Annotated in this window: 20 protein-coding genes; 10 read left to right on the top strand and 10 right to left on the bottom strand. The window is 72.4% G+C overall.

Annotated elements, in window-relative coordinates; translation table 11 throughout:
• Positions 1–101: 101 nt before the first annotated feature.
• From V3T34_RS11755 to V3T34_RS11765, 3 genes are all read left to right on the top strand, one after another.
• Positions 102–683, top strand: coding sequence for a MarR family winged helix-turn-helix transcriptional regulator (locus V3T34_RS11755; protein ID WP_305078944.1), 582 nt, complete (start codon positions 102–104; stop codon positions 681–683).
• Positions 684–949: 266 nt separating this feature from the next.
• Positions 950–3985, top strand: a complete 3036-nt coding sequence (locus V3T34_RS11760) for a PAS-domain containing protein (RefSeq protein WP_331369182.1) — start codon at positions 950–952, stop codon at positions 3983–3985.
• A 109-nt stretch (positions 3986–4094) separates the two neighbouring features.
• Positions 4095–4781 carry an SDR family oxidoreductase gene (locus tag V3T34_RS11765; protein WP_305078942.1) on the top strand — a complete coding sequence of 229 codons (687 nt, stop codon included), beginning with the start codon at positions 4095–4097 and terminating at the stop codon, positions 4779–4781.
• A gap of 43 nt (positions 4782–4824) precedes the next feature.
• On the opposite strand, the gene V3T34_RS11770 is transcribed toward V3T34_RS11765, so the two are convergent.
• On the bottom strand, positions 4825–5481 hold the full coding sequence (locus tag V3T34_RS11770; protein WP_305078941.1) for a TetR/AcrR family transcriptional regulator: 657 nt from the start codon (positions 5479–5481) through the stop codon (positions 4825–4827).
• Between the two features lie 118 nt (positions 5482–5599).
• Between V3T34_RS11770 and V3T34_RS11775 the strand changes: the two genes are divergently transcribed.
• The 3 genes from V3T34_RS11775 to V3T34_RS11785 all read left to right on the top strand — a co-directional run bounded on the left by V3T34_RS11775 (position 5600) and on the right by V3T34_RS11785 (position 10212).
• Positions 5600–6334 (top strand): PspA/IM30 family protein, encoded by a 735-nt coding sequence (locus V3T34_RS11775; protein WP_305078940.1) that lies wholly within the window; start codon positions 5600–5602, stop codon positions 6332–6334.
• Positions 6335–6374: 40 nt separating this feature from the next.
• Positions 6375–6647 (top strand): YiaA/YiaB family inner membrane protein, encoded by a 273-nt coding sequence (locus V3T34_RS11780; RefSeq protein WP_060845244.1) that lies wholly within the window; start codon positions 6375–6377, stop codon positions 6645–6647.
• Positions 6648–6792: 145 nt separating this feature from the next.
• Positions 6793–10212 carry an acyl-[ACP]--phospholipid O-acyltransferase gene (locus tag V3T34_RS11785; RefSeq protein WP_305078939.1) on the top strand — a complete coding sequence of 1140 codons (3420 nt, stop codon included), beginning with the start codon at positions 6793–6795 and terminating at the stop codon, positions 10210–10212.
• Positions 10213–10252: 40 nt separating this feature from the next.
• On the opposite strand, the gene V3T34_RS11790 is transcribed toward V3T34_RS11785, so the two are convergent.
• Together V3T34_RS11790 and murA are read right to left on the bottom strand one after the other, a co-directional pair.
• Complete coding sequence (locus V3T34_RS11790; protein ID WP_139234882.1) at positions 10253–11092, bottom strand: class I SAM-dependent methyltransferase; 840 nt, start codon at positions 11090–11092, stop codon at positions 10253–10255.
• A gap of 194 nt (positions 11093–11286) precedes the next feature.
• A complete protein-coding gene (murA, locus tag V3T34_RS11795) occupies positions 11287–12576 on the bottom strand; it encodes a UDP-N-acetylglucosamine 1-carboxyvinyltransferase (RefSeq protein ID WP_091882773.1) in 1290 nt (429 codons plus the stop codon).
• Positions 12577–13106: 530 nt separating this feature from the next.
• Between murA and hemA the strand changes: the two genes are divergently transcribed.
• Entirely contained in the window at positions 13107–14390 is a 1284-nt protein-coding gene (hemA, locus tag V3T34_RS11800; RefSeq protein ID WP_288588123.1) for a 5-aminolevulinate synthase, read from the top strand.
• A gap of 327 nt (positions 14391–14717) precedes the next feature.
• Here the strand turns inward: hemA and V3T34_RS11805 are convergent, their stop codons facing one another.
• The 6 genes from V3T34_RS11805 to V3T34_RS11830 form a co-directional block, all read right to left on the bottom strand.
• Entirely contained in the window at positions 14718–14849 is a 132-nt protein-coding gene (locus V3T34_RS11805; protein WP_268926722.1) for a hypothetical protein, read from the bottom strand.
• A gap of 61 nt (positions 14850–14910) precedes the next feature.
• Positions 14911–15924, bottom strand: coding sequence for an ATP phosphoribosyltransferase (gene hisG, locus V3T34_RS11810; RefSeq protein ID WP_305078938.1), 1014 nt, complete (start codon positions 15922–15924; stop codon positions 14911–14913).
• Positions 15924–17072, bottom strand: a complete 1149-nt coding sequence (locus tag V3T34_RS11815) for an ATP phosphoribosyltransferase regulatory subunit (RefSeq protein WP_305078937.1) — start codon at positions 17070–17072, stop codon at positions 15924–15926. The genes hisG and V3T34_RS11815 overlap by 1 nt, the downstream gene beginning before the upstream one ends.
• 422 nt (positions 17073–17494) lie before the next feature.
• A complete protein-coding gene (gene hisS / locus V3T34_RS11820) occupies positions 17495–19030 on the bottom strand; it encodes a histidine--tRNA ligase (RefSeq protein ID WP_305078936.1) in 1536 nt (511 codons plus the stop codon).
• Positions 19031–19159: 129 nt separating this feature from the next.
• Positions 19160–20395, bottom strand: coding sequence for an O-antigen ligase family protein (locus tag V3T34_RS11825; RefSeq protein ID WP_305078935.1), 1236 nt, complete (start codon positions 20393–20395; stop codon positions 19160–19162).
• Positions 20396–20671: 276 nt separating this feature from the next.
• Positions 20672–21700, bottom strand: coding sequence for a bile acid:sodium symporter family protein (locus V3T34_RS11830; RefSeq protein ID WP_305078934.1), 1029 nt, complete (start codon positions 21698–21700; stop codon positions 20672–20674).
• Between the two features lie 172 nt (positions 21701–21872).
• On the opposite strand from V3T34_RS11830, the gene V3T34_RS11835 reads away from it, so the two are divergent.
• Positions 21873–22724 carry a LysR substrate-binding domain-containing protein gene (locus tag V3T34_RS11835; RefSeq protein ID WP_305078933.1) on the top strand — a complete coding sequence of 284 codons (852 nt, stop codon included), beginning with the start codon at positions 21873–21875 and terminating at the stop codon, positions 22722–22724.
• Between the two features lie 35 nt (positions 22725–22759).
• Here the strand turns inward: V3T34_RS11835 and V3T34_RS11840 are convergent, their stop codons facing one another.
• Positions 22760–23080 carry a hypothetical protein gene (locus V3T34_RS11840; RefSeq protein WP_329618813.1) on the bottom strand — a complete coding sequence of 107 codons (321 nt, stop codon included), beginning with the start codon at positions 23078–23080 and terminating at the stop codon, positions 22760–22762.
• Positions 23081–23349: 269 nt separating this feature from the next.
• Between V3T34_RS11840 and V3T34_RS11845 the strand changes: the two genes are divergently transcribed.
• Together V3T34_RS11845 and hisD are read left to right on the top strand one after the other, a co-directional pair.
• Complete coding sequence (locus V3T34_RS11845) at positions 23350–23799, top strand: DUF2948 family protein (protein ID WP_060845255.1); 450 nt, start codon at positions 23350–23352, stop codon at positions 23797–23799.
• Positions 23800–23895: 96 nt separating this feature from the next.
• Positions 23896–25185 (top strand): histidinol dehydrogenase, encoded by a 1290-nt coding sequence (gene hisD / locus V3T34_RS11850; protein WP_060845256.1) that lies wholly within the window; start codon positions 23896–23898, stop codon positions 25183–25185.
• The last annotated feature ends 68 nt before the right edge of the window (positions 25186–25253 follow it).

Below are 25253 nucleotides of genomic sequence, written 5' to 3' on the forward strand. Positions count from 1 at the left end.
TGCCATGTGCGTGCGGGGCGCCGCCGCGGCGCCCCGGCCCTCCGTCCTTGCGCCGTTGGTGCAGGCGCGGCAGGATCCGTCTCGAAAAAGGGGCTGAACCCATGGCATCGGGCGAGCAGGCAGTGGCCGTAGCCGGGGACACCCCGCGCCGGGCGGCCAAGCGCCTCCGGCCCCCCGGCGCCAAGAGCGTCGGCTGGGCCCTGATGCAGGCGGCACGCCTGCACCGCGGCCGCATCGGCGACCGCCTGGCCGATCTCGACCTCTTCGCCGGCCAGGAGCAGGTGGTCCAGGCCCTCGCCGCCGCCGGCACCATGACCATGGGCGACCTCGCCGCCACCCTGCGGGTGCGCCCGCCCACCGCCTCGAAGACCATCACGCGGCTCGCCGCCATGGGGGTGGTCGAGCGCCGCACCGAGGCCGGGGACGGCCGGGTCGTGCGGGTCCGCCTGACCGAGGCCGGCATGGCCAAGGCGGAGGCGATCGAGGGCATCTGGGACGACGTCGAGGCCGAGATGCTCGACGGCTTCGACGGCAAGGAGCGCCGGCGCCTGCGCAAGCTCCTGCGCCGCGCCGCCCGCAACCTCGCCGAGGCCGCCGGCCTCGACGCGCACGATTCCGACGGCGAGGCCGAGGACGACCTCGACGGGCTCGATGCCGGGGATTCCAGCCGCGACATGGATTGAGAGCGGGGCGACTGAGGGTCGGGGGGACTGGGGGCAGCTTGCCCAGCGCCCGCTCCGCCGAACGGACTATCCCGGGGCGAGCAACGGCCTATGTTGGATGAACCGGCGCCACGGCGGGTGATCACCTTGCCAACACGCCGGTTTGTCAGTCTTCTACCGGAGGCGGACTGCTCGCGGTGGGCGCGAGGCCGCTAGGCCGGGAACGCGTGTCCGATCACGACCACACAGGCGAGGGTGCGGCCGAGGCCGCGGCGAATCCGCGGCGCGTGCGCGCCCGTCCCCTCTGGGCCCACGTCACGGCGCTGGCCGCGGCCCTGCTCGTGCCGGCGCTCATCATCATCGGGCTGATCGCCCAGCGCTGGGTCCAGGCCGAGCAGGCCCGGATGGAGGAGCGCACCGCGACGCTCAACGCCCACGCGGTCGAGCAGATCGACGGCTTCCTCGGCGGCCAGGTCGCGATGCTGCGGGCGCTCGCCACCTCGCCGGCCCTGGAGGCGGGCGACGACGCCCGGTTCGACCGCCAGGCGCGGGAGCTGGTGCGCCTGCCGGGAGTCGAGATCGTGCTGCGCGATCCGGACGGCCGCGAGCGGGTGAACACCCGGCTGCCCCGGGGCTCGGCCCTACCGGGCGGCGCCCTCGCCGACGACCCGATCGTGCAGGAGACCGGCGCGCCGGCGATCTCGGGCCTGTTCGCCGAGGCCGGATCGGGCCGGGCGGTCGTCGCCGTCACGGTGCCGGTGCGGCGCGGGGACACGGTGACCCATCTCCTCACCGCGACGCTGCCGGCCTCGCTGTTCGGGCAGATCCTGCGGGCGGCGGGCGTGGCCGCCCCCTATTCCGGCTCGATCGCCGACCGGGCCGGGATCATCATCGGCCGCTCGGTCGAGACCGACGCCGCGGCCGGCAAGCCGCTGCCGGGCTTCGGGACGATCGGCGGGACGACCGGGCAGTGGCGGGGCCGCAACCTCAGCGGCATTCCGGTCTTCGGCACCCACCACCGCTCGGTACCGTCGGGCTGGGTGGTGACGATCGGCGTCTCCCAGGCGGCGCTGCAGGCGCCGCTCGCCACCTCCGTCATGGTGCTGGCGCCGGTGGTGCTCGGCCTCGGGCTGATCGCCCTCCTCGCCTCGCTCCATGCCGGGCGCCGCATCCTGCTGGCCAAGGCGCTCCTCGCCGAGGCGGCGGACGACCTCAGCCGGGGCATCCCGCTGCGCACGCCGGTGACGCCGGTGCGCGAGGTCAACGAGGTCGGGGCGGTGCTGGCCGAGACCTCCGCCACCCTGCACCGCCAGGCCGACGCCCTGCGCAAGAGCAACGCCGACCTCGAGGACCGCATCGCCGAGCGCACCCGCGAGCTCGTCGAGAAGGAGGCGGTGCTCACCACCACCCTCGACGCGATGGACCAGGGCCTGATCATGGTCGACGCGCACGGGACCGTCGCGGTGACGAACCGGCGCCTCGCCGAGCTCCTCGACCTCGACCCCGCCTTCCTGGCCGGGCGGCCGTCGCGGGCGGCTCTGCGGCGGGTGCTCGAGACGGCGGGAGAATATGCCGGCACCGATCCGGCCTTCGGGGAGGCGATCGCGGTGGGCGACCTCGCGGTGCTGGGCGAGCGCTACGAGCGCACGCGGCCGAACGGCACGATCCTGGAGGTCCACAACGCGCCCACCGCCGAGGGCGGGGTGCTGCGCACCATCACCGACATCACCGCCCGGCGGGCGGCCGAGGCGGCGCTGCGCCACAAGAAGGCGCTCCTCGACGCGACGCTCGCCAACATGGACCAGGGGGTGCTGCTGATCGACGCCGCGGGCATCGTCCAGCTCTGCAACGAGCGGGCGATCGACCTCCTCGGCCTGCCGCCCGAGTACCGCCATTGCCGACCGGCCTTGGCGGACGTCGTCGCCCACCAGGACGCCGCCGGCGAGTTCGGCGACGCGCAGGCCGGGCGCGAGCCCTGGCTCACCCTCACCGGCGACCTGCTGGGCGCTCCCCCGGTCTACGAGCGCACGCGGCCGAACGGCACCGTGATCGAGGTACGCACCGTGCGGCTTTCCGAGGGCGGGGCGATCCGCACCTTCTCGGACGTGACCGAGCGCAAGCGGCGCGAGCTCGCGGTGCTGGAGGCCAACCGGGTGGCCGAGGCGGCGCGGCTCCAGGCCGAGGCCGCGAGCGCGGCCAAGACCGAGTTCCTGGCGACGATGTCCCACGAGATCCGCACGCCGCTCAACGGCGTGATCGGCTACGCCGACCTGCTGATGCGCGCCGGCGGCCTGTCGCCGGCCCAGGCCCGCAGCGCCGAGCGGATCCAGGATGCCGGCCAGGCCCTGCTGACGGTCGTCAACGACGTCCTCGACTTCTCGAAGATCGAGGCCGGGCAGATCGACCTCGACCCGCAGCCCTTCGCCCCGGCCTCGCTGGCCGACAACGCGGTCGCCATCGTCGGCAGCGCGGCCGAGGCCAAGCGCCTGGCCCTGGCGGTGCGGATCGAGCCCGGCCTCGCCCCGCGCCTCGTCGGCGACCGCGACCGGCTGCGCCAGGTCCTGCTCAACCTGCTCAACAACGCGATCAAGTTCACGCCCGCGGGCGGCGTGACCCTGCACCTCGCCAGCGTTCCGCTCGGCGGGGGCCGCCACGCGCTGAAGGCCGCCATCCACGATACCGGGATCGGCATCCCGCCCGACCGGCTCGGCCGGCTGTTCCAGCGCTTCTCCCAGGTCGACAGGTCGATCCAGCGCCGCTTCGGCGGCACCGGGCTCGGGCTGGCGATCAGCCGGCGGCTGATCGAGACCATGGGCGGCGAGATCGGGGTCGAGAGCCGGCCCGGCGAGGGCTCGACCTTCTGGTTCGCCGTGCCGCTGGCGGAGGCCGCCGAGGAGGCCGCCGGCCGGGAGCGTCGGGCGCCGCCGCCGCTGGAGCGGCCGGCCCGGGTGCTGCTGGTCGAGGACAGCCCGATCAACCAGGACATCGCCCGGGCGATCCTGGAGCGCCGCGGCCACCGGGTCACCGTGGTGGCGGACGGGGCCGAGGCGGTCTTGGCAGTGCAGGCCGGCGCCCACGACGTGGTGCTGATGGACGTGCAGATGCCCGGCATGGACGGCGTGACGGCGACGCGCCACATCCGCGAGCTCGGCTCGCCGCTCGGCCGCCTGCCGATCGTCGCGCTCACCGCCAACGTGCTGCCCCAGCAGGTCGCGCAGTTCCGCGCCGCCGGGATGGACGACCACGTCGGCAAGCCGTTCCGGCCCGACGAATTGCTGGCCACCGTGGAGCGCTGGAGCGCGGGGCGGGCGGCAGCGGCCTGACCGCTTGCCGCGGCACTCGACCGCTTGCCGCGGCACTCGACCGCTTGCCGCGGCGCTTGGGACGCTACTTCTCCCGCGGGATCGACAAGACCTCTCGCAGGAGACCGCCATGGCCAAGCTGGACCGCAGCGCATTGATCGTCGGGGCGTCCCGGGGCCTGGGCCTGGGATTGACCCGGGCCTTCATCGCCCGCGGCTGGGCGGTGACCGCGACCGCCCGGGGCGAGGCGCCGGCGCTCGCCGCCCTCACCCCCGTCGCCCCGGCGATCCGGCGGGTCGACATCGACGACGACGCGGCCGTGGCGCGGCTGCGCGACGAGCTCGGATCCGAGAGCTTCGACGTGGTGTTCGTGGTCGCGGGCATCGCCGACGGCGCCCACGTCCCGCTGCCCGAGGGCGACCGGGCGACGGCGCTCAAGGTCTACGAGACCAACGCGGTGAGCCCGATCCGCTTCGCCGAGGCCTTCGCCGGCCGGGTCGCCCCCGGCGGCCTGATGGTGCTGATGAGCTCGATCCTCGGCAGCGTGTCGCTCAACGAGGGCGGCACCTGGGAGAGCTACCGGGCGAGCAAGGCCGCCCTCAACACGCTCGCCCGCAGCTTCTCCGCCCGCCACGGCGACGCGCCCTTCGGCACGGTGCTGATGCATCCGGGCTGGGTCCGCACCGACATGGGCGGTCCCGACGCCGACATCGACGTGGCGACGAGCGCGGACGGGATGGCGGCGGTGATCGAGGGGCAACTCGGGCAGCGGGGCTGCGTGTACCTGGATTATCGGGGGGAAACGCTTCCCTGGTAGCCCGTCCGGTAGCCCGGCGGCATCCGATCCGCAGGACCGGTCGTCACCCCTCCGCCAGCCCCCGCCCCAGCGCCCCGACCACGATCTCGATCTGCCCGCGCAGGACCGGCTCGCTCAGCACCATCAGCTTCTCGTCGAGGCCGAGGCTGACGAGGCCGTGGGTGGCCGAGAACAGCGAGCGGGCGAGGAGCGCCCGCTCGCGGTCGCCGAGGCCGGGCCGCAGGACCTGCAACGGGGTCTCGATGTAGCGAAACAGGCGCACCTGCTCCACGAGGTACCAGTCGGGCAGCGCGTGCGTGATCCGGTGCTGGAACAGCGCGCGCCAGCGGGCCGGGTTCTCGGCGGCGAAGTGCAGGTAGGCCACCGCCAGCCGCACCAGGGTGTCGGCCGCCGCCGCCCGCTCGGCCGGGCTCGCCGCGCCCGTCGGCGGCGGCGCGATCGTCACCTCGGTGATCGCCCGCTCGAACAGGGCGAGGGTGCGCAGGTTCACCGTGAGGATCAGGGCGTCGAGGTCGGGAAACGCGGTGTAGATCGCCCCGAGCGCGCAGCCGACCTCCTTGGCGAGGTCCCGCGCCTTGAGCGCCGCCAGGCCGTCGGCCGCGATGGTGGCCTCCGCGGCGTCGATCAGCGCCATCCGCAGCCGGTCCCGCCTGTCCTCGTTGCGCATGCCGTTCCCACCTCCCGCCGTGCGTTGTCGCATCTTCGTACCTCGTGCGTCCCCGCACATGCGTGAACGATGTTCAAATTCGTGCTTGAACAACGTTCACGGCTGTGGAAAGGTGCCTTCGTGAACAACGTTCACGCAACCGGAGCCGACGATGCTCAACCTCCTCTCCACCCTCGTCCGGGGCGCATCCGCCCGCGCCGCCGAGGACCTCCACGACCAGCACGCCTTCCTGATCCTGGAGCAGCAGCTGCGCGACGCGGCCGCCGCCCTCGACGACAGCCGCCGGGCGCTCGGGCGGGCCATCGCCCAGGAGGCCGTCGACGCCAAGCGGCAGACGGCGCTCTACGCCAGGATGGTCGATCTGGAGGCCAGCGCCGTCGCGGCGCTCGCCGGCGGGCGCGAGGACCTGGCGCGGGAGGCCGCCGAGGCCCTGGCCGAGATGGAGCAGGCGGCGCTCACCCTCGAGACGACCCGGGCGGCCTATGCGGCCGAGGTCGCCGCCCTGCGCCGCGCGGTGCGCAAGGGCACCCACCAGTTCGCCGAGCTGGAGCGCGGCCAGCGCATCGCCCGGGCGACGGAGGCGGTGCGCCGCCTGCGGGCCCGGCGCGGGCAGGGAACGGGGAGCCCGGCGGCGCTCGCGGAGGCGCAGGCCACCCTGCGGCGCCTGCGCGAGGCCCAGGCCGCCGACGCCGCCTCCGACGAGGCGATGGCGATCATCGACGCGGCGGCGCCCGAATCCCTGTGCGAGCGCCTGGAGGAGGCCGGCTTCAGCCCGCGCCCCCGGCCGAGCGCCGGCAGCGTGATGGAGCGCCTGCGCGCCAAGGCGCAGGCCAAGGAGCAGGCCAAGCGCCAGACAGAGGCGCAGACCGAAGCCGGCGCCGCCTGACCGCACCGAACCCGCATCCCGTTTTCGAGGAGACACCGTCATGACCCAGCAGACCACGCAGCACACCTCCGCCTGGGTGGCGTTCACCTACGCCTCGTTCATCGGCGCCGCCACCATGGTGGCGGGCGGCATCCTGTTCCTGCCGCTCGACCTCTGGACCAAAGCCTACCTCGCCATGGGCGTGACGATGCTGGTCCAGTCCTGCATCACGATGGTCAAGACCGTGCGCGACGTCCACGAGGGCAAGCGTCTCGTCAACCGCATCGAGGATGCCCGGGCCGAGCGCCTGCTGATGGAGATGGGCAAGGAATAGCCGGTTCTCGCGCGCGGCGGCCCGACATCGGATCGCCGCAGACCGCGGCAACAAAGCCGATTAGGGTTTACCGGCTAAGCACTCTTCCGCGGCGGCCGGGGCCCGGCCTCCACGCACGACGCAACACCCAGCGAGGAACGCCCCGATGTCAGGATCGCTGATGGCCAGCCGGCGCTTCGCGCCCCTGTTCTGGTGCCAGTTCTTCTCCGCCTTCAACGACAACTTCCTCAAGAACGCCCTGGTGTTCCTGATCATGTTCGGGGCGGGCGGGGTCGGCGGCGGCGCGGATGGCGGCTCGGCGGCCCTGGTGACGCTGGCCGGCGCGGCGTTCATCGCGCCGTTCTTCTTCCTGTCCGGCCTCGGCGGCCAGCTCGCCGACCGCTACGACAAGGCCTACGTCGCCCGCCGCCTCAAGGCAGCGGAGATCCTGGCGGCGGCCGTCGCGGTGCTCGGGTTCTGGCTTTCCTCGGTGCCGATCCTGTTCGTGGCCCTCGTCCTGTTCGGGATCGTCGCGGCCCTGTTCGGGCCGATCAAGTACGGCATCCTGCCCGACCACCTGGCGCGCGCCGAGCTGCCGGCCGGCAACGCGCTCATCGAGGCCGCCACCTTCCTCGCCATCCTCACCGGCACCATCGCGGGCGGGCTCGCCGTCACCCATGGCGGGGCGCACGCCTTCGGCCTCCTGGTGATGGGCTTTGCCGGCCTGTGCTGGCTCGCCAGCCTCGCCATCCCGACGACCGGCGAGGCGGCGCCCACCCTCGAGGTCGACCGCAACGTGCTGCGCTCGACCGGCTCCCTGATGCGCGACCTCTACGAGGATACGCGGCTGTGGCGCACCGGGCTCATCACCAGCTGGTTCTGGCTCGTCGGCGCCGTGGTGCTGGCCCTGCTGCCGGCCCTGGTGAAGCGCACCTTCGGCGGCGACGAGACCGTGGTGACGGCGCTTCTCGCCCTGTTCTCGATCGGCGTGGCGCTCGGCTCCGGCCTCGCCTCCTGGCTCTGCGCCGGGCGGATCGTGATGCTGCCGACGCCGATCGCGGCGCTGATCATGGGCCTCGTCTCCCTCGACCTCGCGCTCGTGGCGTCGGCGAGCGTCCCGCCCCCCTCCCCCGTCGGCGCCCTCGAGTTCCTGGGGTCGTGGCGCGGCGCCCGCATCGCGGTCGATTTCGTGGTGCTCGCCGCCGCCGCCGGCCTGTTCATCGTGCCCTCCTTCGCCGCGCTCCAGGCCTGGACCCCGAAGGAGCGCCGGGCCCGGGTCATCGCGGCCTCGAACGTGCTCGCCGCCGCCTTCATCGTGCTCGGCGCCGTCAGCCTCGCGGTGCTGCAGAAGGCCGGCCTGTCCTCGGCCGGGCAGTTCCTGATCGTGGGCATCGCCAACCTCGTCGCCGGCGTCGCCGTCATGGCGGTCCTGCCGACGAGCGGGTTCCGCGACTTCCTGTCGATCGTCTTCCGGGCCTTCTACCGGCTCGAGGTGCGGGGCCTGGAGAACATCGAGAAGGCCGGGCCGAACGCCATCATCGCCCTCAACCACGTCAGCTTCCTGGATGCGGGCCTCGCCCTGTCGCTGACCGAGCGCGAGCCGACCTTCGCCATCGACCATACCATCGCGCAGAAATGGTGGGTGAAGCCGTTCCTGTGGCTGACCCGGGCGCTGCCGCTCGACCCGACGAAGCCGATGGCGACGCGCACGCTCATCAACGCCGTCAAGGGCGGCGAGACCCTGATCATCTTCCCCGAAGGCCGCCTCACCGTCACCGGCAGCCTGATGAAGGTCTATGACGGCGCCGGCCTCATCGCCGACAAGTCCGGCGTGCCGGTCGTGCCGGTGAAGATCGAGGGGCCGGAGCGGACGGCATTCTCGCGCCTGTCCCGGGCCCAGGTCCGCCGGCGCTGGTGGCCCAAGTTCATCGTGACGGTGCTGGAGCCGGTGCGGCTCGAGGTCGATCCGGCGCTCAAGGGCAAGGCCCGCCGCCAGGCCGCCGGCGCGGCGCTCTACGGGGTGATGTCGGACCTGATCTTCCGCACCGCACCGATCGACCGCACGGTGTTCGACGCCGTGGTCGAGGCGGCCGAGCGCGAGGGCGGAGCCCGCGTCGCGCTCGAGGATCCGGTCACCGGCACGCTCACCTACCGGCGCCTGCTGATGGGTGCCCGGGTGCTGGGCGCCAAGCTCGGGCCGCTGGCGCCGCAGGGCCGCGCCATCGGCGTGATGCTGCCGAACGCCAACGCGGCGGCCGTCACCGTGCTCGGCGTGATGTCGGCCGGCCGCGTGCCGGCGATGATCAACTTCACGGCCGGCCCGGCCAACATCCTCAGCGCCTGCAAGGCCGCGGAGGTCGAGACCCTCGTCACCTCCCGGGCCTTCGTGCAGAAGGGCCGCCTCGACGCGCTCCTGGAGACGCTGAGCCAGAGCCTGAAAATCGTCTACCTGGAAGACGTGCGGAGCCGGGTCGGCCGTCTCGACAAGCTGCGCGGATTCTTGAGCTGGCGGCAGGCGATCCACCCCCGCAAGCCCGAGGACCCGGCCGCGATCCTGTTCACGTCGGGCAGCGAGGGCACGCCGAAGGGCGTGGTGCTCTCCCACCGCAACATGCTGGCCAACGCCGCCCAGGCCCAGGCGCGGATCGATTTCGGCCGCACCGACAAGGTGTTCAACGTCCTGCCGGTGTTCCACTCGTTCGGGCTCACCGTCGGGCTGGTGCTGCCGCTGGTCTCCGGCGTGCCGGTCTACCTCTACCCCTCGCCGCTGCACTACCGGATCGTGCCCGAGCTGGTCTACGGCTCGAACGCGACCATCCTGTTCGGCACCGACACGTTCCTGGCCGGCTACGCCCGGGTCGCCCACGCCTACGACTTCCGCTCGCTGCGCTACATCCTGGCCGGGGCCGAGCCGGTGAAGCCGGCGACCCGCAAGGCCTACGCCGAAAAGTTCGGCCTGCGGATCCTGGAGGGCTACGGCGTCACCGAGACGGCGCCGGTGCTGGCGCTCAACACCCCGATGTTCAACCGCTTCGGCACCGTCGGGCGGGTCATGCCCGGCATGGAGGCGCGCCTCGAGCCGGTCCCGGGCGTCACGGAAGGCGGGCGCCTGTTCGTGCGCGGCCCCAACGTGATGCTGGGCTACCTCAGGGCCGAGAAGCCCGGCGTGCTGGAGGCCCCGGCCGAGGGCTGGCACGACACCGGCGACATCGTGACGATCGATGCGGACGGCTTCGTCACCATCCGCGGCCGGGCCAAGCGCTTCGCCAAGGTCGGGGGCGAGATGATCTCGCTCGCCGCGGTCGAGGCGGTCGCCGCCGAGCTCTATCCCGACGCCGCCAGCGCGGTGGCGGCCCTGCCCGATGCCCGCAAGGGCGAGCGGCTGGTGCTGGTGACCGAGAAGAAGGATGCGACCCGCGCCGCCTTCCAGGCGCGCGCCCGGGCCAGCGGCCTCAGCGAGCTCGCCGTGCCGGCCGAGATCGTGGCGGTGGACGCGCTGCCCCAGCTCGGCTCCGGCAAGGTCGACTTCGCCGCCGTCACCCGGCTCGCCGCCGAGCGGACCAAGCCCGCGGAGGCGGCGGCCTGAGGACCGGGCCGGGGCGGATCCGATCCGCCCCGGCACCCGTTCAGCCGCGCTTGCGATAGACGTAGACGTCCTGGTGCGCGTCGAGCTGCATCGGCCGGTACGAGACGGGCTCCAGCTCCGGCGCCGCCTCGGCCACCAGGCGCTCGACCGCGTCCTTGGTGAACCAGGTCAGGCCGTACTCGTCGGTGTAGTAGGGGTAGCGGGCGTAGTAGTAGCCGGCCTGCGCCATCGCCGAGAGCACCCCCGGCTTGTCGAGCCAGTACTGCTCGTAACGCTCCGCCGTCTCGGCCGAGCCCTGGCCGTGGATGGTGAACACCGCGACGCCGCCGGGCTTCAGGGCGCGGGCGACGTCGCGCAGGTTCGAGACCACGAAGTCCCGCGGCAGATGGGTGTAGACCGAGAGCAGGTAGATCAGGTCGTAGGCCGCGGACGGCTTGACCGCGGCGCGCTCCATCACCGGCACCTGGGTCGCGCCGAACTCGGACGCCGTGAAGCGGGCGCCCTCGTCGATCACGTCGCAGACCGCGATGCGGTTGCCCGGCAGCCGCCGCGACAGCTCGCGCACGATGCGGCCGTAGCCGCAGCCGATCTCCAGCGCCTGGCCGACCGAGTCCCAGTCGCGCCCGGCCTCCCTGAGCGCCGTCTCCAGGATGTCGACGAACTGGCGTGCGCCCGTCGTATAGCTCGCCACCCGGTCGGGGGCGGTCGAGGTCAGCATGAAGTCGTTGTAGTGGGCCCGGCCGATGCCGGCGACCGGCCGGGCGCCGAGGCGCGAGCCGAGCGCGAAGCGGGCCTTGCGCCCGGCGGCGTAGAGGGACGGCGAACGCTTGATGACGTTCAGCATCCCGGGCGGGATCAGCTTGGTTGAGAGAGAGGGCACTGGATCGCTCCGGTTGAACCGCTCCCGCCCGCGATCGACCGAGAGTGGCGGCACGATGCCGGCCCCCGGCCGCCCGGACAACGGTTGACGCGACTCAAGCCTAACGGAGGCTTGAGCCCGGCGGGAACATCCGCCGGGCCGGTTCACGCGCGTCTTTTGTTAGATCCCATCGCCCGATCGTCTGGAAGTGGACCTCACACCCGCTCGCGGCGGATCTCGGCGCCGCAGCGCACGAGCTTGGCCTCCAGCGCCTCGAAGCCGCGGTCGAGGTGGTAGACCCGGTTGATCTGGGTCTCGCCCTCGGCGGCGAGCCCGGCGATGACCAGCGAGACCGAGGCGCGCAGGTCCGTCGCCATCACGGGCGCGCCCTTGAGACGCTCGACGCCCTCGACCACCGCGACGTCGCCCTCGAGCCGGATCTTCGCGCCGAGGCGGGCGAGCTCCTGCACGTGCATGAAGCGGTTCTCGAAGATCGTCTCGCGGATGCGCGACTGGCCCTTGGCCCGGGTCATCAGGGCCATGAACTGGGCCTGGAGGTCGGTCGGGAAGCCCGGGAACGGATCGGTGGTGATGTCGACCGCCGCGATGCCGTGGCCGTTGCGGCGCACCCGGATGCCGTGGTCGAGCGGCGTGACCTCGGTGCCGGTGGTGCCCAGGATGTCGAGCGCGCTGTGCAGGAGGTCGGCCCGGGTGTTCTCGAGCGTCACGTCGCCGCCGGTCATCGCCACCGCCATCGCGTAGGTGCCGGTCTCGATCCGGTCGGGCAGTACCGCGTGGCGGGCGCCCGAGAGGCGCGACACGCCCTCGATCTCGATGCGGGGCGTGCCGGCGCCCTCGATCCGCGCGCCCATCCGGGTCAGGCAGGCGGCGAGATCCACCACCTCCGGCTCGCGGGCGGCGTTCTCGATCACCGTGGTGCCATGCGCCAGCACCGCCGCCATCAGGGCGACGTGGGTGCCGCCGACTGTGACCTTCGGGAACTTGATCTCGCCGCCGCGCAAGCCGTTCTTGGTGCGCGCCACCGCGTAGCCGCCGTCGATCTCGATCGTGGCGCCGAGCGTCTCCAGCGCCATCAGCAGCAGGTCGACCGGGCGCGTGCCGATGGCGCAGCCGCCCGGCAGCGACACCCGCGCCTCGCCGAAGCGGGCGAGCAGCGGCGCGATCACCCAGAAGCTCGCCCGCATGGTCGAGACGAGGTCGTAGGGCGCCGTGGTGTCGATGACGTTCGAGGCGGTGAGCCGGATCGTCTGGCCGGCCTCGGTGGTCTGGCCCGGACGCTTGCCCACCACCATGTGGTCGACGCCGTGATTGCCGAGGATGCGCAGGAGCGAGGCGACGTCGGCGAGCCGGGGCACGTTCGAGAGCTCGAGCGTCTCGCCGGTGAGCAGGCTGGCGATCATCAGCGGCAGCGCCGCGTTCTTGGCGCCCGAGATCGGGATGATGCCGTGAAGCGGCTTTCCGCCGACGATGTGAATGCGATCCATGGTGAGAACGTCCCTCGCGCCTCTCGCGGCGCGTCCGGCGCGCCATTGAAGCGCGCCCCGATTCCGAAACCCGTTTATTGCACCGCAGCGATGCGACCGCTACGCTTGCGCGTCAACGCCCATCCCCGCCGGTTCGATCCGCGGGTGCGTCCGGCGGGGCCTCGCCGGGCTCGGCCGCCTCCCGGCCCCGCGCCTGCGCCTTGCGGCGCTTGAGGTTGTCCCGGAGCGCCGCCTTCAGGCGCTGCTCCCGGGTTCCGTCGCCGGACCTGCCGTCTTCCCGCCCGCTCATCGCGCGCGACCCTTCGTCGCCATGACCAATTTCCAGCTTCCGTGCCCGTGCGGGAGGCGTCAGAACGCCCGCCTCGCCCTCGACTTTTTCAAAAGACAAAGCCGTCGCATTTGAGCGAGATCAAGGCGCGACCAGCGGCGGATCGGCGATCCCGGTCCCACGCCGCGCGGACGGGCTCCTTCCCGGGGCCTCGCCCGGTCCCGCCCCGGACAGCCGTCCGGCCAGACCGCGAAGGACCACGATGCCCGAGACCCGGCCCGAGACCCGCCCCGACCCCGTTCAGGGCGCGACCGACTACCAGGCCCTCTTCCGCGGCGCCATCGAGCGCCTGCACGGCGAGCGCCGCTACCGCGTCTTCGCCGACATCGAGCGCATCAACGGCCGCTTTCCCGCCGCGCAGTGGCGCCGTCCCGACGCCACCACCCGCGAGATCACCGTGTGGTGCTCGAACGACTATCTCGGCATGGGTCAGCACCCGGCGGTGGTGGGCGCGCTCACCGAGACCGCGCAGCGCTGCGGCGTCGGCGCCGGCGGCACCCGCAACATCGCCGGCAACAATTCGCCGCTCGTCGACCTGGAGCGCGAGCTCGCCGACCTGCACGGCAAGGAGGCGGGCCTCGTCTTCACCTCCGGCTACGTCTCAAACCAGGCCGGCATCTCGACGATCGCCAAGCTGATCCCGCACTGCCTGATCCTGTCGGACGCCTTCAACCACAACTCGATGATCGAGGGCGTGCGCCAGTCGGGCTGCGACAAGCAGATCTTCCGCCACAACGACCTCGCCCACCTCGAGGAGCTGCTGATCGCGGCCGGCGACCGGCCGAAGCTGATCGCCTTCGAGAGCGTCTACTCGATGGACGGCGACGTGGCGCCGATCGGCAGGATCTGCGACCTCGCCGAGCGTTACGGCGCCATGACCTACCTCGACGAGGTCCACGCGGTCGGCCTCTACGGGCCGCGCGGCGCCGGCATCGCCGAGCGCGACCGGGTGATGGACCGGGTCGACGTGATCGAGGGCACGCTCGCCAAGGGCTTCGGCTGCGTCGGCGGCTACATCACCGGCTCGGCGGCGCTCTGCGACGCGGTGCGCAGCCACGCCCCCGGCTTCATCTTCACGACCGCGCTCCCCCCGGCGATCGCCGCCGCCGCCATCGCGTCGATCCGCCACCTCAAGCAGTCGGGCACCGAGCGCGAGGCGCACCAGCGCCAGGCCGCCCGCACCAAGGCCGCCCTCCTCGATGCCGGCCTGCCGGTGCTCGCCACCGAGACCCACATCGTCCCGGTGATGGTCGGCGACGCGGAGGCCTGCAAGGCGGCGGCCGACCGGCTGCTGGAGCGCCACGGCATCTACATCCAGCCGATCAACTACCCCACCGTGCCCCGCGGCACCGAGCGCCTGCGCATCACGCCGTCGCCGTTCCACGGCGAGGCGCATATCGCGGCGCTGACGGAAGCCCTGGTGGAGGTGTGGGACGCGCTGAACCTGCCGCGGGCCGGGACGGTGTTCGTCGAGGCGGCGGAGTAGCGCGGAAGTCCGTTCTCCTCTCCCTTGCAGGGCAGGGCCGTTCGGGGAAAAGCCAAGGACGCGGGCTTTTTCCCCTCCCCCCTCTGCGAGGGAGGGTGCCCCGCGGAGCGGGGCGGGCGAAGGGCAGCGCGACGGTGCCAGGCAGGGCGCCTGTCAAAACTCTCGCGATTCTCCGGAAGCGGCGTCCCCTCTCCCGGCTCACTGCCTTCGCCACCCTCCCCCGCAGAGGAGGGAGGGAAAAAGCTCGCACATTTCCTTCCGCGAACAATCGTACCGTTGAGGGAGCAGCAGCGTTCTATTTTGGAACTAGGTGACGGCTTGATCGCTTCATCGTACGAAACTGCGGAACGTCGTTTTCACCTCTTCGTTGGTCACGAGCTCGCCGCGGGCGATCACGTCCTGCCGGTCGGGGGGCAACCGCTCCAATGCCGCCGCCGCTCGCCGAAGCAATTCCGTCATCGCCGGGCGCCCTCCGTCTCCGGTCCCGCGGATCGCAGCACGGCAAGGCGCCCAAGCCCGCTTACGTCAGCCGGCCCAGCAACCGCTCCACCAGCGGGTTCTCCGCCGCGAAGGCGTAGTCGATCCGCCGCACGCTCACCGCCTGGGCGCCGGCCTGGACCAGCGCCTCGGCGAGCCCGAACACCGCATCGGAGGGGCAGCGCAGCACGATCTCGCCGCGTCCCTCCGGCGCGCCGTAGGGCAATTCGGCCTCGTGCAGGGCGGCGAGACCCGCGAGGTCGATCTCGCCGGACGCCGGCATGCCGGCCCGGACCTCCCGGGTGGTGCGGGCCCGCTCCTCGGCGCTGATGCGGCCGAGCACCGCCTGGACGGCGCGGCGCGGGGTCTCGCTCCAGGAGGCGGCGAGCGAGGCGACGAGGTTCGCCTCCGAGCGCAGGATCACCCCGTCGTCGAGGATCTTCAGGGCGTTCGCCGCGAGCGTGGCGCCGGTCGTGGTGATGTCGACGATGATCTCGGCGCTGCCGGAGGCCGGCGCGCCCTCGGTGGCGCCTAAGCTCTCGACGATGCGGTAATCGGCGACGCCGTGCTCGGCGAAGAAGCGGCGGGTCAGGTTGACGTACTTGGTGGCGATGCGCAGGCGCTTGCCGTGGCGCACCCGCATGTCGCTCGCCACCTCGTCGAGGTCGCTCATCGAGCGCACGTCGATCCAGGCCTGGGGCACCGCCACCACCACGGTGGCCTGGCCGAAGCCGAGCGGCGTCAGGAGCTCGACCTGGCCGGCGGCGTCCGGCAGGGTCTCGCGGATCAGGTCCTCGCCGGTGATGCCGAGATGGGCCGCCCCGCTCGCGAGCTGGCCGGCGATCTCAGAGGCCGAGAGGAAGCGCACCTCGACCCCGTCCACCCCTTTCAAGCGGCCGCGATAATCGCGGGCGCCGCTGGTCTGGGCGAGCGTCAGGCCGGCGCGGCCGAAGAAGGCGGCGGCGTTCTCCTGCAGGCGGCCCTTCGAGGGCACCGCGAGAACCAGGGGGCCATCGACGGGACTTGCCATCGTCCTTGCCATCATCGTGTCGCTCATCAGCGCTCACCCCCGAGGCGTTCGAGCCAGAACGAGCAGCCCACGGCGGGCAGGGCGTCCGTGCTGCCGAGATGCTGGAGCAGGCCGTCGTAGCGTCCGCCACCGACGAGCGGCTTGATGCCTGCGGCGGACTCGCCCCCCTCCCCGTCCGCGACCTCGAAGATGAAGCCGGTATAGTAGTCGAGGTTGCGGGCGAAGCTGCCAGTGAACACGAAGCGTTCGAGCGGCAGGCCGCGGGCGGCGATGAAGCCGTTGCGCTCCTCGAACAGGGCGAGCGCCGCCTCGAGCCGCGGGTCGTCGAGGCCGGCCCGACGGGCGAGGTCGCGGGCGGCCGATGCCGCAGCGTCGGGATCGCCGGTCAGCGCGAGATAGGCGTCGAGCACCTCGCGGGCCTTCTTCCCGAGGCCGGCGCCACCTTCGGCATGGGCCGCGGCCTTGGCGAGGAAGCGCTCGGCGATCTCGCCGGCGGTGCGGCCGCCGACCCGGCTAATGCCCGCGATGGCGAGCACGTCCTCGACGAAGGCGCGCACCCCTTGCGGATCCTGGCCCTGGATGGCGGAGAGGAGGCCGGCATGGGCCGCATCGACCGCGACGGGCGCGGCGACCGCGTCGAGGGAGCGGCCGGCCGCCACCGCCCGCAGCGTCCGGCGCTTGGCCGCCGGCTGGACGTTCAGCGCGTCGAGGAGCGCGGTGATCAGGCCCATGTCGCCGAGGCGCACCTGGCCCTCGCCGCGCCCGAGCCGGTCGAGCCCGTCGAGGGCGAGACCCAGGATCTCGGCATCGGCCGCCGGCACGTCGGTCCGGCCGATCGACTCGATGCCGGCCTGGTGGAACTCGTCGGGCTCGGCCGCCCGCAGGCGGAAGACCGGGCCGAGATAGCTGTAATCGGCGGCCTGCCCGTCGGCGATGGCGCGGTGATGACGCCCGACCGGAATCGTGTATTCGGGCCGCAGGCAGAGTTCCGCCCCGGCGCCGTCCTGGGTGATGAAGATGCGCCGGCGGATGTCCTCGCCGGACAGCTCCAGGAAGGGCTCGACCGGCTGCAGCACCGGCGGCTCGACCCGCGCGTAGCCCCGGTCCTCGAACAGCGCCAGGAGCGCCTCGTGCGCCGCCGCCGGCCGGGGGGCCGCGGCTCCGTTACCCGTCATTGGTCACAACACCTGCAAATCTCGGACGGCCCTGTAGCAGCCGCGGGCGGGCTTGGCGACCGTGGGGACCGCGCGGCACTTTGCGGAGGGTTGGCATCGTCGACAGCCGCCAGACCAAGCGCGGGTTTCCCCCTCCCCCTTCTGCGGGGGAGGGTGGCCCCTGCGTCAGCAGGGGTCGGGCCAGGACGAAGTCCCGCAAGAGGGGCAGCGCGACGGTGCCGAGTATGGCGCCCTTCAGAACGGCTCCGCCTCGCCCGGAAGCGTGGTCCCCCTCTCCCGCCCGGCGCACGAGTGCTTCGCACTCGCAGCCGGGCACCCTCCCCCGCAGAGGGGGAGGGGGAAACCGCGCCGTTCTTTTTCCCGGACAGCCCTACACCTGCGGGGAGAAGCGGATACCGACGAGTTGCGAGCGGGAAAGGCTCTCACCCCCCGTAATGCCGCGCCAGCACCTCGCGCACCCGGGCGACCATCTCGTCCACCGGCACCGAAAGCTGGGCCGGGCGAACGGCCTTCCACTCGGCGTTGCTGGCGATCGCCTCGGCGGCCTTCGCGCCCTCGATCAGGTCCTTGATCTGGACCTCGCCCCTGGCCCGCTCGTCGCTGCCCTGGATGACGACGCACGGCGCGCCGCGGCGGTCGGCGTACTTCATCTGGGCCTTCATGCCGGAGGCGCCGAGATAGAGCTCAGAGCGGATGCCGGCCTGGCGCAGGCTCGAGACGAGCGCCTGGTAGGCGGCGGTCTCCTCGCGGTCGAGCACCAGCACCACCACCGGGCCGGGGGCGGCCTGACCCGAGACGATCGGGCTGCGCACGACCTGGAGGGCGGAGAACAGGCGCGAGACGCCGACCGAGAACCCGGTCGCCGGAACCGGCTCGGAGCGGAAGCGGCCGACGAGCCCGTCATAGCGCCCGCCGCCCGCCACCGAGCCGAAGCGCACGGTCTGGCCGTCCTCGTTGACGACCGGGAAGGTCAGCTCGGCCTCGAAGACCGGGCCGGTATAGTATTCCAGGCCGCGCACCACGGACGGGTCGGCCCGCACCCGGTCGTGGCCGTAGCCCGCCGCCTCGCACAGCTTCATGATCGTGTGCAGTTCGGCGATGCCCTGGCGCCCGGTCTCGGACGCGCCGACGACCTCGCTCCAGCCGCCGAAGAAGTCCTCCCAGAAGGCGAGGCGGTCGCCGCCCTCGGTGGGGCTCGCCTGGAACGAGACGTAGCGCAGGATGCGCTCGATCGCCTCGTCGGAGAGGCCCGCGCCCTTGGTGAAGTCGCCGCTCTCGTCCTTGCGGCCGGGGCCGAGCAGCAGGCGCACGCCGTCCGCGCCCAGGCGGTCGAGCTTGTCGATCGCCCGCAGCACGATGAGGCGCCGCCCGGCCTGATCGGCGCCGCCCAGCCCGATGGCCTCCATCACGCCGTCGAGGACCTTGCGGTTGTTGACCTTGACCACGTAGTCGCCGCGGCCGATGCCGACCTTCTCCAGCGTGTCGGCGGCCATCATGCAGATCTCGGCATCCGCCGCGACGGTCGGGGCGCCGACGATGTCGGCGTCGAACTGCATGAACTGGCGGAAGCGGCCCGGGCCCGGCTTCTCGTTGCGGAAGACGTAGCCGGCGCGGTAGCTGCGATAGGGCTTGGGGAGCGCGTCGAAATGCTCGGCGACGTAGCGGGCGAGCGGCGCCGTCAGGTCGTAGCGCAACGACAGCCAGGACTCGTCGTCGTCCTGGAACGAGAACACGCCCTCGTTCGGCCGGTCGAGGTCGGGCAGGAACTTGCCCAGCGCCTCGGTGTACTCGATGAACGGGGTCTCGACCGCCTCGAAGCCGTAGAGCTCGAAGCTCTCGCGGATCTTGTCCAGCATCCGGTTCGTGGCGGCGATCTCGGCCGGCCCGCGGTCGACGAGGCCGCGCGGCAGGCGGGGCTTGAGGGTGGCGGCCTTCTCGGCCTTCGCGGGCTTGGACATCGGGTCTCGCACAAGAAGCGGTCGGCGCGGCCTCGGGCGCCCGTCGCGGGGACGGGCCCGGGCGGGAGGCCGGCGCGGGGTTTGCCGGGCTCTAGCCCATTTGCCCGCGGCTGCAAACCGAGGCCCGCCTCACGCCTCCCCCGAGGCCAGCCACCGCATCCGTGCCGCCTCCAGTCCCCACACCATGCCGAGCATCATGTAGACGTGGCGCCACTTCTCCATGTCGATCTGCATCGCCTGGAGGAAGAACATCAGGAGGGCCGGAACCACGATCTGGGCGTGGCGCCGGTAGGGCGTGTCCTGGCTCATCAGCCGAAACCCCACCCGGCTCGTCATCAGCACGAGGAACACGAAGGCGACGCCGGCGACCCAGCCGCCGTTGGCGAAGGCGCCGATGTAGGAGTTGTGCGGCTCGAGGTTGAAGGTGCGGCGCCAGCGCAGCGGGCCCATGCCGAGGGGATCCTCGATCAGCATGCCGATGCCGCGCAGCTGGTTGCCGAAGCGGCCGGTCTCGCCCTCGTCGTAGTCCTGGGTGACGGCGGCGCGCTTCGAGAAGGTCTCGCCGACATCGCCGACCGAGAGGAGGCCGGCGAGCGACACCGCCCCGAACCCCGCCGTGAGGGCGGCGAGCAGCACGATGCGGCGGCGCAACCGCGGGGCGCTGGTGCGGTAGAGCATCACCACCAGCAGGATGCCCATCGCCAGGGTGCCGCCCCAGGAGCCGCGGGAGAACGACAGGAACACGCCGGCGAGCAGGATGGCAAGGCCGAGCCCCGACAGGAGCGGGCGCCGGGCCCGGCCGGTGAGCAGGTCGTGCATCAGGTAGAAGGCGCCGAGCGTCAGGAACGAGCCGAACACGTTCGGATCCTGGAAGGTGCCCGACGCCCGGCCATACATGCTGAACAGCTTGTCGTTGCCGATCAGCTCGAGATAGCCGCCGATGCCGAGGATCCCGCAGAACAGCGCGCTGGCGGTGTAGACCTTGAGGGCGACCTCGACCCGCCGGTCGGACTCGTCGGAGAAGAACATGGTGAAGAAGATGCCGGTGACGGCGAGGTAGCACAGCTGCACCGTCCAGACCGGCGGCAGTTCCTCGTCGAGATAGGGCATCAGGGCGACGACCGTGGCTCCCACGAAGACCAGGAGCACCAGGACGAGGGGCACCGCGCCCCGGTAGAGCCGCACGCCGAGCAGGACCCAGAGCACGATCGTCGGGATCGCCACGAGGTCGTAGGGCGAGGTGTCCGAGAAGGCGAAGCAGGCAAAGAAGATGAATGCCGCCATCAGGGCGTGGCCGAAGCCGCGCAAAAGCTGAAGGAACGGCACCGCCGCGAGGTCGCGGCGCGGCAGGACGAACGTGCCCATCGGGCGCCTCCTCGGGTGACGGCGCCCGGGAGGTTAGCGGCGGATGGTGTGCGCCCGCTGAAGCGACGGGGTGAACGAAGACTTAAAATCGGGAGGACGGCACGTCCCGGCAGTGGTGCCGGCACCGATCCACCGACGACGCCGGTCCCGGCCTCGAACGGCACGGCCCCGCCGCGGAACGCGCGACGGGGCCGGACAATCGAGAGAGCCGGTACGCAACGTGGCTCCCCAGGAGAATGGCGCGACGACGTGAATTCTTCGTCAACGCCGGGCGCGTCAGCGCGCCGCGAGCTTCGCCGCCGGTGCGGCGCCGACGGGGATCGCCCCGGCGGCCGGCGGCGCCTGCAGGCGCGCGGCGTAGCGGCGGGCGAGCGCCGCGCAGGCCATGAGCTGGACCTGATGGAACAGCATCAGCGGCAGGAGGATGCCGCCGACGTCCTGGCCGGCGAAGATCACGTTCGCCATCGGCACGCCCGAGGCCAGGCTCTTCTTCGAGCCGCAGAACACGATGGTGATCTCGTCCTCCTTCGAGAAGCCGAGGAGGCGGCTCGCCGCGGTGGTGATCGTCAGGACGAGGGCGAGGAGCACGAGGTCGACGACCAGCATGGTGGCGAGCGCCGGCAGCGGCGTGCGGCTCCACAGGCCGGTCGCCACCGCGTGGCTGAAGGCGATGTAGACGATGAGCAGGATCGAGCCGCGGTCGACCACCATGGTCAGGGGCTTGTGCCGGGTCAGCCAGGGCCCGAGGCGCGGCTGCAGCAGCTGGCCGAGCGCGAAGGGCAGGAGCAGCTGCGCCATGATCTTGCCCACCGCCGCCCAATCGAACTCGTGGTGGCTGCCCTGCGAGTTCAGCAGCACCGCGACGAGGAGCGGGGTGATGAACATGCCGAGGATGTTCGAGGCCGAGGCCGAGCAGATCGCCGCCGGCACGTTGCCGCCCGCCACCGACGTGAAGGCGATCGAGGATTGCACGGTCGAGGGCAGCACGCAGAGGAACAGGACGCCGGCGGCGAGCGCGGGGGTCAGCAGCGCCGGGCTGAGCAGGCCTGCAGCGAGGCCGAGGATCGGGAAGAGCACGAAGGTCGAGGCGAACACCACGAGGTGCAGGCGCCAATGCACCAGGCCGGCGAGCGCCGTCTGCCGGTCGATGCGCGCGCCGTGCAGGAAGAACAGCAGCGCGATCATGCCGTTGGCGAACAGGCTGAGCCATTCGGCCGCCCTGTCCTGCACCGGCAGGACGCTGCCGAGGATCAGGGCGCCGACGATCATCAGGGTGAAGTTGTCGGGACGCAGGCGAGAGAGCATGGCGGGCCGGAAAGGTCGGGGTCTGACGGGATCCCCTTCTCCCTAACCGGCCCGTGCCCGCATGGGTACGCACGGCTCCAGGATTACAGTTATCGCGAAATGCGATAGCCTGGGCCTCGTTCATGCAGGATGCGGAGAGCCGCCGTGGTGCCTTCGACGTGATGCGACCGACATGACTCGCCTGGTCGACCCCGTGCTGCTGCGCACCCTGGCGGCGGTGGTGCGCAGCCGCAGCTTCAGCCGGGCGGCCGAGCAGCTCGGGCTGGGCCAGTCGACGGTGAGCCAGCACGTCCAGCGCCTGGAGGCGCAGCTCGGCCACCGGCTGGTCGCCCGCGACACCCACTCGGTGGCGCTGACCCCGGAGGGCGAGACTGTGCTCGGCTTTGCCCGCACGGTGCTCGACGCGCACGAGCGGCTGGAGCGGGCGCTCGCCGGCGGCCCGGTGCGCGGCAAGGTGCGGTTCGGCGCCTCGGAGGATTTCGTGCAGAGCCGGCTGTCCGACGTCCTGCGCGATTTCCGCGAGGCCTATCCGTCGGTCGACCTCGAGCTGAGCGTGGCGCTCACGGGATTCCTGAACGACGCCCTGGCGCGCGGCGAGCTCGACCTCGTGCTCGGCAAGCGCCATGTCGGCGAGACGCAAGGGGTGCTGGTGCGGCGCGACCGGCTGGTCTGGGTCGGGCTGCCCACCGCGCTGCCCGAGCGGGGCGAGCCGGTGGCGCTCGCGAGCTTCCCGGCCCCCAGCATCACCCGGGCGATCGCGCTGGCGGCGCTGACCCAGGAGGGGCGGGCCTTCCGGGTCACCTGCACCTGCGCCAGCCTCAGCGGCTTGCGCGCCGCCGCGCTCGCAGGCGTCGGCGTGATGGCCCAGCCCCGCAGCCTGATCCCGGACGGGTTGCAGGAACTCGCCCATCCCGAGCTGCCGCGCCTCGCCGACGTCGAGTTCGTGCTCTCGGGGCCCGGCCTCCACCGCGAGCCGAGCCGGGCCCTGGCGCACGAGATCCTGAACGCGGACATCTGGGATTGACGCCGCGTTCAGTGGGGGATGGCGGAGCGATGGGGTCAGTACCCGATGGCGCCGCGCTTGAAGCCGAAGCCCGGGACCTCGCAGCCGCAGGACGAGTTGAGCGGGGCGGGCCGGGTCGGGCAGTTGCCGCGGGCGGTGACGCAGATCCGGCCGAGGCGGCCGCCGCCGTACTCGCGGTAGCCCGGGCGGTCGTAATCGTAGCGCTGGACGCGCGGGCGGTCGTAGTCGTAGCGCTCCTCGTAGCGGCGGCGCGGGCGGTCGTCGTCGTAGCCGCCGTAGCCGTACTGCGCGAAGGCGGGCGCGACGCCGAGGCCGAGGGTCAGGGCGGCCAGGGCCGCGGTCATCACGGTCTTCACGGATCTCTCCTTCGTATCGGATGGTGTGCCGGATCGTTTCACCGGTCACGCTAGGTGCAGCCACATGAACGCGCGCTGAGGCGATTCGGTGCCGTCACGGCAGCGGGGCGGGCGCGGATGCCACGGGGCGGCCTCATCGCGCCGGAAGCGGTTGTCGCGGGCGGGGGACGTCGCCACCTACGGGCGACCACCCTTTTCGACAGCACGGGCCGCGACCGCCGAGGCGACCGGCCCCCAGCACAGGGACGCCGACAGTGAAGGATGCGGAGATGGAGCTCCTGAAGCTCGCTGCCCTCGACGCCGACGATCTCGCGATCATCTCGACCCACCTCCAGGACGCGGTCCTGCGCACCGGCGACCTCGCCTACCTGCCGCGGGAGCGCCGCTTCGCCCTGGTGGCGCGGCGCTTCGACTGGGAGAGCCCCGACGGCGCCCCGCCGCGCCGCCGGCTCACCGGGCTGCACTTCGAGCGGGTGCTGGCCGTCCGCTGCCGCAACATCCCGCGCGACGAACCCGACAGCCCGCTCGAACTCCTCGCCATCACGTTCGAGCCCGGCGAGGCGCCGTCGGGCACCGCCACCCTGGTCTTTGCCGGCGGCGGGGCGATCCGGCTCGAGCTCGAATGCATCGAGGCGGCGATGAAGGATCTCGGCCCGGTCTGGCAGGCCGACAGCAAGCCGCTGCACGCCTCCCACGACAGGCCCCTCGACGCGGCCTGAATTTTTTGGCAGTCGGCGGGCCCTGGCACGATCCGCCGGCCCGTCCCTCCTCTCGGGCCCGTTCCTTCGGCCCGCCGACACGAGACCGGATTCCGCATGCAGCGCCTCGATTCCCGCGATCCCGATTTCGAGTCGCACTTCACCCGCCTGCTCTCGGTCAAGCGCGAGGTCTCGGAGGACGTCGACGCGGCGGTGCGCGACATCATCGCGGAGGTGGTCGCCCGCGGCGACGACGCGGTGATCGACTACACCCGCCGCTTCGACCGGCTCGACCTGACGCCGGACACCATCCGGGTCTCCGCCGAGGAGATCGAGGCCGCCACCGCGTCCTGCTCGGCCGAGGCCCTCGACGCGCTGGCGCTGGCCAAGGCGCGGATCGAGACCTACCACCGCGCCCAGGTGCCGGCGGACCACCGCGAGACCGACGCCCTCGGCGTGACGCTGGGCTGGCGCTGGACCGCGATCGAATCGGTCGGCCTCTACGTGCCGGGCGGCACCGCGAGCTACCCGTCCTCGGTCTTGATGAACGCGGTGCCGGCCAAGGTCGCGGGCGTGCCGCGCATCGCCATGGTGGTGCCGACGCCGGACGGGGTCACCAACCCGCTGGTGCTCGCCGCCGCCAAGCTCGCCGGGGTCGACGAGGTGTTCCGCGTCGGCGGCGCCCAGGCCGTGGCGGCCCTCGCCTACGGCACGGCGACGATCCGGCCGGTGGCCAAGATCGTCGGCCCGGGCAACGCCTACGTGGCGGCGGCCAAGCGCCGGGTCTTCGGCCAGGTCGGCATCGACATGATCGCCGGTCCCTCCGAGGTGCTGATCCTGGCCGATTCCTCCGCCAACCCCGAATGGGTGGCGGCCGACCTGCTCGCCCAGGCCGAGCACGACACCGCCGCGCAGGCCATCCTCGTCACCGACAGCGACGCGCTGGCCGACGCCGTGGCGGCGGCGGTGGAGGGCCAGCTCAAGACCCTGAGGCGGGCCGAGATCGCGACCGCGAGCTGGCGCGACTACGGGGCGATCGTGCGGGTCGCGCGGCTCGCCGACGCGATCCCGCTCGTCGACCGCCTCGCGCCCGAGCACCTCGAGATCGAGTCGCACGACGCCGAGGACCTGGCGGCACGGGTGCGCAACGCCGGCGCGATCTTCCTCGGCGCCCACACGCCCGAGGCGATCGGCGACTATGTCGGCGGCCCCAACCACGTCCTGCCGACCGCCCGCTCGGCCCGGTTCTCCTCCGGCCTCGGCGTGCTCGACTTCATGAAGCGGACCTCGCTCCTCTCCTGCACCCCCGAGGCCCTGCGGGCGCTCGGCCCCGCGGCGGTGACGCTCGGCCGCTCGGAGGGGCTCGACGGGCATGCCCGCTCGGTGGCGATCCGCCTGAACCTTTAATCAACCCGCCCAAGCCACCCTACGTCCGGCTTGCGCGGGAGGCCGCGCTCGCCTCTGCTGCACGCCCT

The sequence above is a fragment of the Methylobacterium ajmalii genome, assembly GCF_036448855.1.
In the GTDB taxonomy this organism is placed as follows: domain Bacteria; phylum Pseudomonadota; class Alphaproteobacteria; order Rhizobiales; family Beijerinckiaceae; genus Methylobacterium; species Methylobacterium ajmalii.

What these genes read in the sequence shown, in the direction of transcription:
- V3T34_RS11805 (WP_268926722.1), bottom strand. Translation starts at nt 14,849, where the DNA reads ATGACGGAATTGCTTCGGCGAGCGGCGGCGGCATTGGAGCGGTTGCCC.
- V3T34_RS11755 (WP_305078944.1), top strand. Translation starts at nt 102, where the DNA reads ATGGCATCGGGCGAGCAGGCAGTGGCCGTAGCCGGGGACACCCCGCGC.
- V3T34_RS11770 (WP_305078941.1), bottom strand. Translation starts at nt 5,481, where the DNA reads ATGCGACAACGCACGGCGGGAGGTGGGAACGGCATGCGCAACGAGGAC.
- murA (WP_091882773.1), bottom strand. Translation starts at nt 12,576, where the DNA reads ATGGATCGCATTCACATCGTCGGCGGAAAGCCGCTTCACGGCATCATC.
- hisS (WP_305078936.1), bottom strand. Translation starts at nt 19,030, where the DNA reads ATGTCCAAGCCCGCGAAGGCCGAGAAGGCCGCCACCCTCAAGCCCCGC.
- V3T34_RS11780 (WP_060845244.1), top strand. Translation starts at nt 6,375, where the DNA reads ATGACCCAGCAGACCACGCAGCACACCTCCGCCTGGGTGGCGTTCACC.
- V3T34_RS11835 (WP_305078933.1), top strand. Translation starts at nt 21,873, where the DNA reads ATGACTCGCCTGGTCGACCCCGTGCTGCTGCGCACCCTGGCGGCGGTG.
- hemA (WP_288588123.1), top strand. Translation starts at nt 13,107, where the DNA reads ATGCCCGAGACCCGGCCCGAGACCCGCCCCGACCCCGTTCAGGGCGCG.
- V3T34_RS11825 (WP_305078935.1), bottom strand. Translation starts at nt 20,395, where the DNA reads ATGGGCACGTTCGTCCTGCCGCGCCGCGACCTCGCGGCGGTGCCGTTC.
- hisD (WP_060845256.1), top strand. Translation starts at nt 23,896, where the DNA reads ATGCAGCGCCTCGATTCCCGCGATCCCGATTTCGAGTCGCACTTCACC.
- V3T34_RS11845 (WP_060845255.1), top strand. Translation starts at nt 23,350, where the DNA reads ATGGAGCTCCTGAAGCTCGCTGCCCTCGACGCCGACGATCTCGCGATC.
- V3T34_RS11830 (WP_305078934.1), bottom strand. Translation starts at nt 21,700, where the DNA reads ATGCTCTCTCGCCTGCGTCCCGACAACTTCACCCTGATGATCGTCGGC.
- V3T34_RS11815 (WP_305078937.1), bottom strand. Translation starts at nt 17,072, where the DNA reads ATGACGGGTAACGGAGCCGCGGCCCCCCGGCCGGCGGCGGCGCACGAG.
- V3T34_RS11775 (WP_305078940.1), top strand. Translation starts at nt 5,600, where the DNA reads ATGCTCAACCTCCTCTCCACCCTCGTCCGGGGCGCATCCGCCCGCGCC.
- V3T34_RS11785 (WP_305078939.1), top strand. Translation starts at nt 6,793, where the DNA reads ATGTCAGGATCGCTGATGGCCAGCCGGCGCTTCGCGCCCCTGTTCTGG.
- V3T34_RS11765 (WP_305078942.1), top strand. Translation starts at nt 4,095, where the DNA reads ATGGCCAAGCTGGACCGCAGCGCATTGATCGTCGGGGCGTCCCGGGGC.
- hisG (WP_305078938.1), bottom strand. Translation starts at nt 15,924, where the DNA reads ATGAGCGACACGATGATGGCAAGGACGATGGCAAGTCCCGTCGATGGC.